The sequence below is a fragment of the Psychrobacter sp. PP-21 genome (genome assembly GCF_033790785.1).
GTDB lineage: Bacteria > Pseudomonadota > Gammaproteobacteria > Pseudomonadales > Moraxellaceae > Psychrobacter.
In genome coordinates, this window is the sequence record NZ_JAMYEB010000001.1 from 140,362 (window position 1) to 154,139 (window position 13,778).

At 43.9% G+C, this 13,778-nt stretch carries 11 protein-coding genes; 8 read left to right on the top strand and 3 right to left on the bottom strand.

The window, feature by feature from the left end:
* Window positions 1-118 precede the first annotated feature (118 nt).
* Entirely contained in the window at window positions 119-1,444 is a 1,326-nt protein-coding gene (locus NJD71_RS00615) for an ABC transporter ATP-binding protein (RefSeq protein ID WP_319049998.1), read from the top strand.
* Between the two features lie 64 nt (window positions 1,445-1,508).
* On the opposite strand, the gene NJD71_RS00620 is transcribed toward NJD71_RS00615, so the two are convergent.
* Window positions 1,509-2,366, bottom strand: a complete 858-nt coding sequence (locus tag NJD71_RS00620; protein ID WP_319049999.1) for a methyltransferase domain-containing protein — start codon at window positions 2,364-2,366, stop codon at window positions 1,509-1,511.
* A gap of 162 nt (window positions 2,367-2,528) precedes the next feature.
* Window positions 2,529-2,810 carry a hypothetical protein gene (locus NJD71_RS00625; RefSeq protein WP_319050000.1) on the bottom strand — a complete coding sequence of 94 codons (282 nt, stop codon included), beginning with the start codon at window positions 2,808-2,810 and terminating at the stop codon, window positions 2,529-2,531.
* Window positions 2,811-3,279: 469 nt separating this feature from the next.
* Here NJD71_RS00625 and gyrA point away from each other — a divergent pair, with 469 nt between their 5' ends.
* The 6 genes from gyrA (at window position 3,280) to NJD71_RS00655 (ending at window position 11,143) form a co-directional block, all read left to right on the top strand.
* Window positions 3,280-6,066 carry a DNA gyrase subunit A gene (gene gyrA, locus NJD71_RS00630; protein ID WP_319050001.1) on the top strand — a complete coding sequence of 929 codons (2,787 nt, stop codon included), beginning with the start codon at window positions 3,280-3,282 and terminating at the stop codon, window positions 6,064-6,066.
* Window positions 6,067-6,208: 142 nt separating this feature from the next.
* Window positions 6,209-7,279 carry an EamA family transporter RarD gene (gene rarD, locus NJD71_RS00635; protein WP_319050002.1) on the top strand — a complete coding sequence of 357 codons (1,071 nt, stop codon included), beginning with the start codon at window positions 6,209-6,211 and terminating at the stop codon, window positions 7,277-7,279.
* Between the two features lie 240 nt (window positions 7,280-7,519).
* A complete protein-coding gene (rarD, locus tag NJD71_RS00640) occupies window positions 7,520-8,590 on the top strand; it encodes an EamA family transporter RarD (RefSeq protein ID WP_319050003.1) in 1,071 nt (356 codons plus the stop codon).
* A 328-nt stretch (window positions 8,591-8,918) separates the two neighbouring features.
* On the top strand, window positions 8,919-9,587 hold the full coding sequence (locus tag NJD71_RS00645; protein ID WP_319050004.1) for a glutathione S-transferase: 669 nt from the start codon (window positions 8,919-8,921) through the stop codon (window positions 9,585-9,587).
* A 114-nt stretch (window positions 9,588-9,701) separates the two neighbouring features.
* Window positions 9,702-9,974: a hypothetical protein gene (locus NJD71_RS00650; protein ID WP_319050005.1), complete on the top strand. Its 273-nt coding sequence runs from the start codon at window positions 9,702-9,704 to the stop codon at window positions 9,972-9,974.
* A 32-nt stretch (window positions 9,975-10,006) separates the two neighbouring features.
* Window positions 10,007-11,143, top strand: a complete 1,137-nt coding sequence (locus NJD71_RS00655) for a ribonuclease Z (RefSeq protein WP_319050006.1) — start codon at window positions 10,007-10,009, stop codon at window positions 11,141-11,143.
* 71 nt (window positions 11,144-11,214) lie between these two features.
* On the opposite strand, the gene NJD71_RS00660 is transcribed toward NJD71_RS00655, so the two are convergent.
* Window positions 11,215-12,156, bottom strand: coding sequence for an ATP-binding protein (locus NJD71_RS00660; protein WP_319050007.1), 942 nt, complete (start codon window positions 12,154-12,156; stop codon window positions 11,215-11,217).
* Between the two features lie 64 nt (window positions 12,157-12,220).
* Here NJD71_RS00660 and NJD71_RS00665 point away from each other — a divergent pair, with 64 nt between their 5' ends.
* The gene (locus NJD71_RS00665) at window positions 12,221-13,285 is read left to right on the top strand and encodes a serine/threonine-protein kinase (RefSeq protein ID WP_319050008.1); all 1,065 of its coding nucleotides are present in this window, start codon (window positions 12,221-12,223) and stop codon (window positions 13,283-13,285) included.
* Window positions 13,286-13,778 lie beyond the last annotated feature (493 nt).

Consider the following 13,778-nt stretch of genomic DNA (forward strand, 5'->3'; position numbering starts at 1 on the left):
CAAAGCTAACTGCTGCTGCTTAAAAAACTGCTATATTCGATAGCGCTTAGCGTAACTGATATTATTATTTTACTGTTTACCTAAAACTGTACTTACCAATAGCGAACTGGGATTGTCTATGTATACTGACTCAATCAACGACTCATCAGATCCTAAGTCAGTCAAGGCTGGGGCAGATATCATCCCTGCCAAAAAATCACCACTCACCCAAGCTCGGATATTGCCGAGGCAGCCCAGCGAGCCTTTAGAAAAAACCAATAGCGTACGCCAAGACAATGAGAGAACTCTCGCTGGCAACCCTTATTTTAGTGTGCAAAACCTAATCGTCGGCTACGATGATACTATTGTCGTCAATGGCATGTCGTTGATGCTCGAGCAAGGAGAGATTGGCTGCTTTTTAGGTTATAGTGGTTGCGGAAAGACGACAGCATTACGAGCGATTGCAGGACTAGAGCAAAGCCGCGGCGGTACCATTCACTTAAACAACCAGCGCTTGACCGAAAAAACCACTCGTCACTCATTTGCCGTAGCACCAGCCAAACGTGGCATGGGGATGGTGTTTCAGGATTACGCGCTTTTCGGTCATCTAAGCGTGGCCAAAAACATCGCCTTTGGTCTCAATAAATGGTCAGCTGCTGATAAAAAAGCTCGAGTGGCAGAAATGCTGAGCTTAGTTGAATTGACTGAACATGCGGACAAACGTCCAAATGAGCTGTCTGGTGGGCAGCAGCAGCGTGTGGCTCTTGCAAGGGCGCTCGCACCAAAACCTAAATTACTGCTACTCGATGAGCCGTTCTCTAACCTAGATGTGGTATTACGTGAATCGCTGGCAATGAATGTCCGCGATATTCTCAAAAGCACCAATACCACAGCGATATTGGTCACTCATGATCAGAACGAAGCATTTGCCTTAGCAGACAAAGTCGGGGTCATGGATAAGGGTAGACTGGTACAGTGGGCGACTCCAAGCGAGTTGTATCATGAGCCTGTTAGTCCTTTTGTCGCGGAGTTCGTTGGTGAAGGTGCGATGATAGACGGTATCATCAAAGAAGGGCATGTAAAAACAGCACTGGGCAATATTTATCGCCGTATGGAAGTCTATGATGACTCGGGCCAACCACAGTACTGTGAGTATGACTATCCAAACGGCACGCCGATCAAAGTGCTGGTACGTCCTGATGACATTATTCATGATGATGACAGTACGCAGACAGCCTTGGTGGTGGGACGCGTCTTTCGCGGTGCTAATTATTTGTACCGATTGCAACTAGATGATGGGCAGACTGTCCTGTCGTTGGTTGCCAGCCACCACAATCATGCGATTGGCTCACATATTGGAATTTTGCCGTTGTTAGAGCATGTGGTCGTATTTGATGAAAAAGACATCAATGCGACCACGTGGTCAGAATATGATAGGTCATCAAGAGTCGATGAAAGTCTCTAGCAAATATAAAAGCTATTATTTATAAGAAATAATGGCTTTTGTCATTGATATCACCAGACACTAATTAAGCGTACTTCGTTGCCAAAATATGTAAATATCGTCCAAGCCACTTGTACGGCTCTAGCTGTGAGTAACGTAACTCCATTCGTATCACTGCATCTGGGTCGTTATGCCCACCGCGTTTGAGCGGGGCATAATCATGAAATACTCGCAGACCACTGCTGCGCACGGTTTTGTACTCATGCGCCTCTAACCACTGCTCAACCTCTTCTTTGGCAACCGGATGGTTGGGTGTCAGGCTTTTCTTGTTGTCTGCCTTATAGTCATTATTATCAAGTAAATTAAAATTCCCCATAATCAGGTTGCGATAATCAAAGCTGGCTGGGTTATAAAAGCACAAAGATAACGCGCCATTATCGGTCAAATACTGATCAAAAAAGTTCATGACCGCTGCTGGCTCTGCGAGCCACTCCAGTAGCGCATGACACATGATCAAATCAAACTTTTCTGTTTCTATGTGGGCCAGCTTTTCCTCAAGCGCTTGATAGGGACAGACATACCAAGTGATGTCTAATTTTTGCTCAATCTGATCTGCACTCGCTTTTGCTTTTTCGAGCATATTCGCTGATATGTCATTAATGACTACGCTATGACCTTGGGTGGCGAGCTCTATCGCAACCTGTGCAAGCCCTGCACCCACATCTAAGATACGTAGAGGTCGCCCAAGCGCCTCACTAACTTGCGCGCTATATTCAAAAATATCACGGCGCAGTACCGCCAGTCGAATCTCACCTTTTAGCCCACCATAGACCTTTTTTTCAAAATGATCAGCAATAGTATCGAAGCTACGATCTGCTCGCTCGCTCTCTGATGCTGTAGCGTGGGTTGGGTCAGGGTGGCTGTCTTGATGTTTAATTGGCATAAGGTATTTAGATCAATAATTAAGAGGTTTGGAGGATAATCAGCGAACTACTAAACCGCTACGATGTTACCCTCCCTAGAGGTACTATGTGTACAATCTGCGGTCGGCTGCCTTGTAGCTATTTTAGATTTCTTTGACTATAAGAAAAATATTCAATATGAACTAGCGTTTCAAACGTCTATTAATAACCCATTTGAAAACGAATTTCGATAAAACAATGATGATAAATACGACGATAACAAACACCCACATACCACTACCTTGTAGGTTTTCTTGGTAGGCTTGTGCCAAGTACGCAGATAACGCCATAGCAACCAAAAGCGCTCCCCAGCGGACATAAGGTACGGCACGATTGTTATGATTGGGAAAGCTAGCAACATAATCACTCGAAAAGCTATATAGCACCATTGCTAAAATCCAAATAATCGCAAGAATGATATCCATAATATAAGTAGCCTGTTAGGTCGTTATTTAAGTAGGACGTGTTCAACATGCCTTACTGTAGAAGATGAGTTAGTGTAGCGTTTAAAATTTTTTTGTCTAGAGCGTGTTTTCGATTTACTCGACAACCATTCAAACAGATTAAATGAGCTAAAAACAGCAAAATTAGCCAATCAAAACGTCCCTGTTAGTAATATATTTTTAGAGGATATTAATTACTTGAAATATTGGGGTTAATAGGCTGTTTTGCTTGATTTTAATGACGCTCAGAACCCCTAAATCAGCAAATTTGTGCTAAAATAGCTTCTTTTATTTATTATCAAAAATATCATCATTTTCCCAATATTTTTCACGCTTTATAGTGTTGCTTTGCTTGTTATATTTATTGGTTTTTATCAGTATTTAATGAGGCAAATACGCTATCTACAAAGCCTGCAAAATTAATAGCGTGGATATGAGTGAAGGAGTGTATATGAGCGAGTCGGTCAGTCCTATTGGCATCGTAGATGAACTGAAGCAGTCCTATCTGGATTATGCAATGAGCGTGATTGTCTCGCGTGCGCTACCTGATGTGCGTGACGGGTTCAAACCTGTCCATCGCCGCGTGATGTATGCTATGCATGTGCTATCTAACGACTACAATAAACCGTACAAGAAGTCCGCACGTGTGGTGGGTGATGTCATCGGTAAATATCATCCGCATGGTGATAGCGCGGTATATGATGCCATCGTACGTATGGCGCAGGACTTTAGCTTGCGCTATCCAATGGTTGATGGTCAAGGTAACTTTGGCTCGATCGATGATGATCCTCCGGCTGCTATGCGTTATACCGAAGTACGTATGACCAAGCTGACCCATCAGATGCTAGCGGATTTGGACAAAGACACCGTCGATTGGGAAGACAACTACGACGGCTCTGAGCGCATGCCAAGTGTAATGCCAGCGCGTATTCCTAACCTATTGGTCAATGGTGCGACGGGTATCGCGGTAGGTATGGCAACCAACATGGCACCGCATAACCTGACCGAAGTGATTAATGCTTGTCTAGCGTATGCTGAAAACCCTCAAGTCTCTGCCGAAGAGCTGATGTCACATATCTCAGGCCCTGATTTCCCAACGGGCGGTATTATTTATGGTCGTGCGGGTATTTTAGACGCTTATCGTACGGGTAAAGGTCGCCTGCATATCCGTGGTCGCTATCATATCGAGCCAATGAGCAACTCTGGGGTCAACCGTGATCGCGAGCGTATTGTATTCACCGAAGTTCCTTATCAAGCAAACAAAGCAAAGCTGATTGAGCGTATCGCAGAGCTGGTCCGTGATAAGAAAATCGAAGGCATTAGCGAGATTCGTGATGAGTCTGACAAAGACGGTATGCGTATCGCTATTGACTTGCGCCGCGGCGAAACCGCTGAAGTTATCGTTAATAACTTGTTCTTACAGACGCCGCTAGAGTCTAGCTTTAGTATCAATATGGTGGCGCTCGATAATGGTCAGCCAAAGCTATTGACTCTGCGTCAGCTTATCGCTGCGTTTGTCCGCCATCGTCAAGAAGTGGTGACACGTCGTACGATTTATGAATTGAATAAAGCCCGCGTTCGTGGTCATTTGCTCGAAGGTCTGACCGTTGCTCTAGCCAATATTGATGAGATTATTGCAACGATTAAAGCGTCGGCAAACCGTGGCCTTGCACGTGAAAGCTTATTAAATAACACGTGGGGTTCAGGTAGCGTCGTTGCGATGCTTACCGCTGCGGGTAGCCAGTCAGTACGTCCTGAGTTCATCGAAGGCGAAGATCCAAAAGCGCCGTTTGGCTTAATTGAAGGCGAGGAGCGTTATCGCTTGTCACTTGAGCAGGTCAATGCGATTTTAGATATGCAATTGCATCGCTTGACTGGGCTTGAGCAAGATAAATTGACTGAAGAATACCAAGACTTGCTACGTGAGATTGCTCATCTAGAGTCTATTTTAGGTGATTTTGATAAGCTAATGACTATTATCTCTAATGAGATGATTGAGATTCGTGATAACTTCGGTGATGAGCGCCGTACCGATATCATCGATTCGCGTATGGACTTTAGTCGCGAAGACCTTATCCCTGAGCAGACTGTCGTTATGACGGTATCGCGTACTGGTTATGCCAAAACTCAGCCAATCGATGACTATGTTGCACAAAAACGCGGCGGTAAAGGCAAGTCTGCAACCGCCATGAAAGAAGATGATGTGATTGACCATTTAGTCGTGACATCAACGCATTCGACAGTATTGTGTTTCACTGATAGTGGCCGTGTCTTTAGTCTACGAGGCTTTGAGGTACCGATCGCCAGTCGCGGCGCTCGTGGTCGTCCATTGGTCAATTTAATTGGTCTAAATAGTGATGAGACCGTAACGACCATACTACCGATTCCAAAAATAGTAGAAGAGTCACCAGTAAAAGATGACGCTTCATCAACAGATAATGAGTTGTCAGAAGACAGTAACGAAGCAGAAGCGCCATTTGTTTTCTTTGCAACGGCTAATGGTACCGTCAAGCGGGTAGAGCTCAAGCAATTTGCTAATATTCGCTCGAATGGTTTAATCGCAGTCGGGTTAGAAGACGGTGATAAATTGGTTAGCGCGCGTATTACTAATGGTAGCCAAGAAGTGATGTTATTTGCGTCAAGTGGCAAGGCGATTCGTTTCGATGAAAATGATGCACGTGCAATGGGCCGTACAGCAAAAGGCGTTCGCGGTATGCGTCTGTCTGCTGAAGAATTTATCAAGTCACTGGTCGTTATCGAAGATGACGTACGTGAAATCCTGATTGCTTGTGAAAATGGCTTTGGCAAACGTACCTTTGTCGAAGAGTTCAACACACAAAACCGTGGTGGCGGCGGTGTGATTGCAATCAAGACCAGCGAGCGTAATGGCGCACTAGTACGAGCGACCAAGGTTGACTCTACCGATGATATTATTTTGATCTCTGATAAAGGAACGCTCGTACGTACCCCAGTTGAGCATGTCGCCAGCTCTGGTCGTAATACACAGGGGGTCACGCTTATCCGTTTATCAAAAGATGAGAAGCTGGTCGCTATGGCACGTGTTGAGCACGAAGAGAGCGACGATGAGTTAGTCGACGCCATGAGAGAAGACGGTACATTTGAGGTAGAAGGTCAGGAGCAAATCGACATCAACACCGCCACTGACAATACCGCAATGACCGATGCCCATGATGCTATCGACATTGCAAATGACCATACGCCAAATGATGATCAATAATACTTATAGTAGTTAGCTTTTCAGTCTAGTTTTTCATCATTATTCTAGAAAAAAGCCTCTGACGTTCTCGTCGGAGGCTTTTGTTTTTTTGATTTATTTTTCTCAACAATTTACACAGGGTTCTATTTTTAAGGCTGTTGTTATGCTCACGACCAATCAAACTTTTCAGGGAACGATTGCATCCGTATCATCAAGCTTTTTGTTCTCGATGATGTTTTTGTTTGGGCTATTCATGTTGCCGTTGTCAGGGACACAGGTGGCGTCATGGCGGGTGCTCATGATGCTACTAAGCTTGGTGATATTGCTCAGTCTAACCAAGCAGTGGCAGCATGTCTTTGAGTATATAAAAACACTAAAGACACCCAAAGAGTGGCTCATATTTACATTGCCTGCACCAATCCTAGGCGGCCAGATATGGCTGTTTATGTGGGCGCCAGTTAATGGCTTTGGCTTGGATGTGACACTAGGCTATTTTTTATTACCATTGATGATGATCGTGCTTGGTCGGTTTTTTTACCATGAGCACATGAGTACTTTGCAGTGTGTGGCGGCGATATTTGCAGCACTAGGTATTGGCTATGATGTGTTTCAATATGGTTCGGTGTCTTGGGTGACGCTGTTTGTGTGTTTGGGTTATCCGCCGTATTATCTACTTCGGCGTACCCTCTCTGTACCACCCATCACGGGCTTACTGTTTGATTTGGCATTATTGACACCCGTGGTGCTCATCGTACTCTACATGACCGGTGGTTTTAGTGTGGCAGCACAGAACATAAAATTTTGGTATCTACTGCCGCTGCTGGGTGCTTTTAGTGCGATGGCGATGTCACTGACGATGGTCGCGAGTAGCAAGTTGCCAGTGTCACTATTTGGTGCACTGAGCTATATAGAGCCGATGCTATTGTTTGTGTTGTCCATTACGGTTCTGAGCCAAAGCCTTGAAGAAGGTGGTTCGCTCTTTATGTACGGCATGATTACGCTTGCACTAGTGGTTATGATGGCTGATAGTGTGGCAGGGTATCTGGCTCGTCGCCGAGATGATCATCTTCATGGATATAGAGAGCCGCAGGTAGGAGGCTTCCCGCCACGTCGTCATTTTATCAATCAGCGTATCGATGGCGTACTAAAAGCCCATCGTTTTCGCAAGATTCGTCACTACCAAAAGAAGATGAGTAAGATACAGCAAAAAATCGAAAAACTTGATGCAAAATAATCATTTATCTGCATTAAATTTACTCAATGTAGAAGTTAATCTACTAGATGCATACTGGCATTGCTTATCTATTCTGACTTTGACATAATGCGCCCCATGATGTAAGCCTAACACATCAAAAGCGTTCAACTTAGATTGCGCGACGACCTTATATGCAAAAGCCTCAGACGTTCTCGTCTGAGGCTTTTGTTTTTTTTAAAAATTGCCAAGGATGTGCCCCAATCTCTAAAGGCTGTTGTAATGCTGACTACTAACCAAACCTCGCAGGGTACGATCACTGCGGTGGCTGCAAACTTTTTATACTCTTTGCTGTTCTTATTTGGTTTGCTGCTGCAACCCTTATCAGGTACGCAAGTCGCTTCGTGGCGTGTGCTTACGATGTTTTTTAGTCTGGTGCTGCTGGTCAGCGTACTAAAGCAATGGCAGCACATTTTTGATTATCTAAAAACTTTAAAGAACGCAAAAGAGTGGCTGTTGTTTATATTACCCACACCGATTTTGGGTGCGCAGATCTGGATATTTATGTGGGCGCCAGTCAATGGGTTGGGACTTGAGGTCACGTTGGGTTACTTCCTATATCCTATGATTATGATTGTTGTCGGCAAGTTCTTTTACAACGAAGACATGAGTCTGCTACAGTGGGCTGCCATTGTGTGTGCAGGTCTCGGTATCGCTTACGATATCTTTGCATATGGTGCGATCTCTTGGGCAACGTTGTTTGTGTGTTTGGGTTATCCACCATACTATCTGCTACGTCGCAAGTTGGCAGTACCACCTATTACTGGCCTGATATCTGATCTTGTATTGTTATTGCCAGTGGTATTGGTCGCGCTGTATATGAATGGTGGTTTTGAGGTGGCAATCACCAACCATAAGCTTTGGTACCTGTTGCCTTTGCTCGGCATCATTAGCACGGCGGCGATGTCATTGACGATGGTCGCGAGTCAAAAACTACCGGTCTCACTGTTTGGAACTTTATGCTACCTTGAGCCAGTATTTCTATTTATATTCTCGATTGCAATTTTAGACCGTAATTTACATGAGGGCGGCTCCATCCTAATGTATAGCATGATTTTTATCGCATTGCTGATTATGATTGCGGATAGTACCCTTGGCTATCTGGCGCGCAAACGTGACAATCGCTTACATGGCTACAATGAGCCACAAGTGGGTAGTTTTCCGCCGCGTCGTCGTCTTAAAAACCGCCGTATCAAGGGCGTACTGATTGCGCATCGATTCCGTCAAATTAAGAAGTATCAGCAAAAGATAGATAAGATGACGCGCAAGATTGAAGCGCTAAATCTATCGTAATGCTAATGAATATAGCACTATCGCAGTCAATAGAACTGACTTGGTAGGTAAGATTTTTTGCTATTACTCTACAAACTTGCTGTGTCAAAGGGCACTAAATTACGCTATTATCGAGGAAGATGCTGCTGCGCTTAATTAAGGGCGCTGCACTATGTTTAAGAAATTATGTTTAAGAAATTATGTTTAAGAGATTATGTTTAAGAGATTATGTTTAAGAGATTATGTTTGAGAAACTGTCTCTAAGTGACGGGATCTAAAAGGCTGTCTCTAAGAACGTATCTCCTAAACCTCAGGGCTGACCCAAAACAATATATGACTAGGACGGTTTATGTTACATCTTCATCATTTAGCAAACTCACGCTCGTTTCGTATCATTTGGCTACTAGAAGAGCTAAACGCCGATTATCAATTGACTTGCTATGAGCGCAATAAAGCATACCGCGCCCCTGATAGTCTAAAAAAAGTGCACCCAATCGGTAGTGCGCCAATGCTAGAAGTAGACGATCGCATATTGCTTGAATCGGGATTCATTATTGAGTATTTGATTAAGCACTATGACAAAGAAAAACAGTTCAAGCCTGACGATAGTGACGAAGCGGCGTGGGAAGCCTATACGTTTTGGCTACATTTTGCAGAAGCCTCGCTGATGCCGTTGTTGGTTATGCGTCTAGTGTTTACAAAGGTTGTGAGTCAGTCGCCTATGCTGATCAAACCGATTAGCAAAAAAATCCAAGGTCAGGTCGAAAAGAACATGATCGGAAATGGTTTGGACAAAATGCTGACCATGATGGAACAACACTTGAGCAAAAACCATTGGTTCGCAGGTAGTGAATTTAGTGCTGCTGATATTCAGATGCACCTTGCTGTCGTAGGTGCAAATGCGGGCGCAGGTCTCAATAAGAGTAAATATGCCAATATCTTAACGTGGCTACAACGCTGTGAAGAACGAGATGCCTTTAAGCGCGCCGAAGAAAAAGGCGGTCGTCTTAATTTTTAGATGATGCTGGTATTATCAAATTGGTATCATCAATAAGCACTGCTCAGTACTGAAGTGAATACTAGATAAAAGGTTTTGTTTATTTTTAAGCAAAGCCTTTTTTAGGATAAAATAATGACAGATTCCAATAGACCGAATCATACAGATCTAAGCAAAAACATCAACTCCAATCAGCCATCAGGACAGAATATGCAAGATAGACAAGCTATCGACAGCCAACAGGTATCTATCAAGGCATGGTCACAAAAGCTACTGGTTGTTATTCTATGTGCCGCCAGTTTCTATGGTGGTTGGAAGTCTTATGAGTCCAACATGGTCAATGAGTGTACCGCAAATGGTGGGCAAATGATTGAGGCTCAACGAACCATGATATGTCAGCGGTCATAATAAATACCTCTGACAAATAAAAGGTATCACCTATGCTAAAGCTAACCTTTTTGGGAACCTCTGCCGGTGCACCAACCAAACAGCGTAACGTAACTGCGTTGGCAGTTGAGTGCTTGAGTATTCATAATTCTGGTTCGCAGCAGCAAGGCAAGCCGAAGCACAGTAGCAATCAAAATAAGAAATCACGTCCTTGGCTACTCATTGATTGCGGTGAAGGTACACAGCAGCAACTGCTACATACCAAGCTGTCTTTACGGCAACTGACTGCTATCTGTATCACTCATGTACATGGTGATCACTGCTATGGTCTACCTGGATTGCTGGCGAGTGCTGCGATGTCAGGACGCCGTGATCCGCTAACGCTCATTGCGCCCAATGCGATTGCTAGCTTACTTGAGGCAATTGTCTCAACGACTGAGCTATACCTACCCTTTACGCTTGATTTTGTGTCGATAGAAGACTTATTTTCGCAAGAGGATGACAAAGGTAAAGTGACGCTAGAGTTAGATGGACAGCAGCAGATTATGATAGAGGTCTACCCGCTATCGCATCGCGTGCCGTCCCATGGGTTTGGTATCACTCAGACCATCAGCCGCCGACTATTAAATACCGATAAACTCAAAGAGAGTAGTATCCCAGCAAGTGCACTATGGGGCAAATTACAACAAGGCGAAGATGTTATCACTGAGGATGGTCAGCAATTGCGTTCAGCAGACTATGTCCATAATGATATGCAGCGTACAAAAGTAGTGATAGCGGGTGATAACGATACGCCAGAATGCTTGAGCGATGCTGTTGCTGATGCAGATTTGTTGGTACATGAAGCCACTTATACGCATGAGGTCTTGATGGCTATTCAGGCCAGAAACCCAGAGTTTGATCCCATGCATAGCAGCGCTCATGTAGTGGGTACATTCGCGCAAAAGATAGGCGTGCAGAATCTAATTTTGACCCATTTTAGTGCTCGTTATCAGAGCTTTGATAATCCAGAGAGCGAAACGCCAAATATGGCCTATATCCGCTTAGATGCGCAAAGTGTCTATAAAGGTAATCTATGGCTGGCGGCAGATTTTGCACAGTATACGGTAGATGGTGCTGCCATTTTGGCAGACGACCAACAAGATAACCGCGTACAGTATGTGGGTTCTGCACGCAGCAATCAGTCATGACTTTATAGACATAACTTTATAGGCATGACTTTATAGGTAAGGTGTTACAGGTATGGATTAGCAGCTATTGTTTATTTGTGGTCCTCAAGCGCCAATTGTATTTTACCGCTCCAGTAACGGCTAAATTGATAAGCCACTCGTCCTGAGCGCCCACCACGTTCAGAAGCCCAGCGCAAAGCATCCATTCTTATCTTGTTGGCCAAGCTGCCATCATCTGTAGTCACCTCCACATCATGATCAGTATGTGCCGAGATTTTCCGTTGTTCTAAATTCAGGTAATGCTGAACAATCTGTAAATAAGTCTGTTGATCCATAGGATGAAAGGTCAATGATAAGCCAAACCGATCTGACAACGACACAGTCTCATCAATAGTCTCATAGGGGTTGACCTCGTCGGTCTGACCATTATAAATATCAAGATTGTCTTTCATCATTTGAGGAAGCAGACGACGGCGATTACTGGTGGCATAGACCAGTAGCTTGTCTTGCTCAGAGTCTAGCGCGCCATCAAGCACACTTTTTAGCGCGCGGTAACTTTCATCTTGACCATTGAACGCCAAGTCATCACAGTAGACGATGTAACGACAGTTCGAGTCTGCTGGCAGCTCATTAATAGCAGTGCGAATCTTATCCAGTACTTGTAGATCGTCACGCGCAATCTCAATAATACGCAACCCTTCGCTATGATACGCTTGTAGCAAGGCACGAATCAGTGAAGATTTACCGGCACCGCGTGTGCCTGTCATCAAAACGTGATTGGCAGGGTAATCTCTTAAAAATTGACGCGTGTTCTGTACCAGTTTTGATTTTTGCGTATCGATACCTTGCAAGTCATCTAAACTCAAAAACAGATTGACTGATAAAGGCTGCAGGTGACCAGTACGTCCACCAACCCAGCGATACGCCAGTTGATCAGGGTCAATCTCAATGGTGGGTGTGACGTGCTCTTGTAAATACTGACCGAGCAACTCTAACAAGGGAGCAGGTAGGGCATATTGGGTAGACTGTGACATAATAACTCTAGTGGTAAAGTGGCGGTTGGGTAATAAGATGGTGGCGTGATTGGGGCGGTGCAATATGATAGATAACAACACTGTGCAAAATAGTGCCAGTAATTCGCCTATTAAACAAGCCTTGCAAGCGAAGTCTGGGCAACTATTGCCAGTCATCACCCAAGCACTGACAGAGCGAGCATATAGTAAAATAGTGCATCAGCGTATTAGTCAACAATACAGAGAGGGAAGCACAGAGCAGACTCAAGAGAGCGACACGCAACATATCACGCAGAGCAGGCAGCAAAACTGCTATCAAGGTCTAACGCGCGCCCAACATTTACAGTATGGTAGTGTGATGATCAAATGGGAAATATCCAGTACTTCAAATGTGCCACAAAATATCTCAGATCTAACTCATGAAATAAGCGTATTACAATCGCTAAGTGTTTCGCAGAAGATTCAACTTACTACTATCACACCATCTGTATTTGACAATTACGATATAGATATCCAAGCGTTGGAGCAGCCTCAGCGATTAACGGTGTTGGTTATGCCGTATTATGAAAATGCTAGCCTAGCCAAGCTGCTCAATCATCAGCGCCACTCATTTCTAACTAACGAGCAAAAGCATCATTTGCTTGTACAGTCCGCTCAGCTCATCGTCAGTCTACACACAGCTGGTTGGTTGCATAATGATATTAAACCCAGTAATTTTTTGCTTAGCAATATTAGCAACAACCCGAAGGATAATGCTGGTAGCGACCACAAAGCATCCGACTTACTACTGACGGATTTTGCATTAGCCCAAAGAAGCGATCAACCAAACGCAATAAATTCTGCTAGCGGCACACCAGCATACTTAGCGCCTGAGCGTTGGCAGGGGCAAAAGGCAACCATACAAAGTGATATTTACGCGTTTGGTATCATGATGGTTGAGATGTTGACGGGCGCGCGACCATTTAGTATAAATTCTAAAAGTCAGCAAAAAATGACAGATTGGGCCATGCAGCACTGCCAACAACCTATTATCAGGCTGCCAATAGCGTACATTCACTATCAAGGCATTGTCGATAAGATGCTGGCGAAGCGAGTAGAGAAACGATATCAGAGCATGGAGGTTGTATTGGAGGCTTTGAAAAGATTGTAATGGTGAGTAGTAAATTACAGACACAAAAAAACCTGCTAAAAAGCAGGTTTTGATATTTGGTCTAAGATGTACTATCCGAAAATGGTGGGGCTGGAGAGACTCGAAACCTCTATGATTATTAATTTTAGGATTTTTGGGATGCTAAGTACATGATATTGTTAGAATGTAGTGTCGAATTAAGCAGGTAGGGATATCCCATAGTAATCCCACGTAAGATATAAGCAGATCGTGAGCGTGTCCAGCGCACCATCTTATTTTGGTGTTTTTAAATTTTTGGGGGTGGTGTGCAAACTAGGTAATATAGGTAATCATATTGATTTTATTGGGTTTTTTATGTAATTTAGAGGTAATTATTAAGTAATCCAATACACAGCTAAAAGGTATTAATCAAGAAACTATAATATGTATATAAATCATATACTTATACTATAGATGTAATAATAATTACTTTTGATTACTATATTAAGGTATTTATAAATGATAATAATATCAA

What these genes read in the sequence shown, in the direction of transcription:
- NJD71_RS00615 (WP_319049998.1), top strand. Translation starts at nt 119, where the DNA reads ATGTATACTGACTCAATCAACGACTCATCAGATCCTAAGTCAGTCAAG.
- NJD71_RS00620 (WP_319049999.1), bottom strand. Translation starts at nt 2,366, where the DNA reads ATGCCAATTAAACATCAAGACAGCCACCCTGACCCAACCCACGCTACA.
- NJD71_RS00625 (WP_319050000.1), bottom strand. Translation starts at nt 2,810, where the DNA reads ATGGATATCATTCTTGCGATTATTTGGATTTTAGCAATGGTGCTATAT.
- gyrA (WP_319050001.1), top strand. Translation starts at nt 3,280, where the DNA reads ATGAGCGAGTCGGTCAGTCCTATTGGCATCGTAGATGAACTGAAGCAG.
- rarD (WP_319050002.1), top strand. Translation starts at nt 6,209, where the DNA reads ATGCTCACGACCAATCAAACTTTTCAGGGAACGATTGCATCCGTATCA.
- rarD (WP_319050003.1), top strand. Translation starts at nt 7,520, where the DNA reads ATGCTGACTACTAACCAAACCTCGCAGGGTACGATCACTGCGGTGGCT.
- NJD71_RS00645 (WP_319050004.1), top strand. Translation starts at nt 8,919, where the DNA reads ATGTTACATCTTCATCATTTAGCAAACTCACGCTCGTTTCGTATCATT.
- NJD71_RS00650 (WP_319050005.1), top strand. Translation starts at nt 9,702, where the DNA reads ATGACAGATTCCAATAGACCGAATCATACAGATCTAAGCAAAAACATC.
- NJD71_RS00655 (WP_319050006.1), top strand. Translation starts at nt 10,007, where the DNA reads ATGCTAAAGCTAACCTTTTTGGGAACCTCTGCCGGTGCACCAACCAAA.
- NJD71_RS00660 (WP_319050007.1), bottom strand. Translation starts at nt 12,156, where the DNA reads ATGTCACAGTCTACCCAATATGCCCTACCTGCTCCCTTGTTAGAGTTG.
- NJD71_RS00665 (WP_319050008.1), top strand. Translation starts at nt 12,221, where the DNA reads ATGATAGATAACAACACTGTGCAAAATAGTGCCAGTAATTCGCCTATT.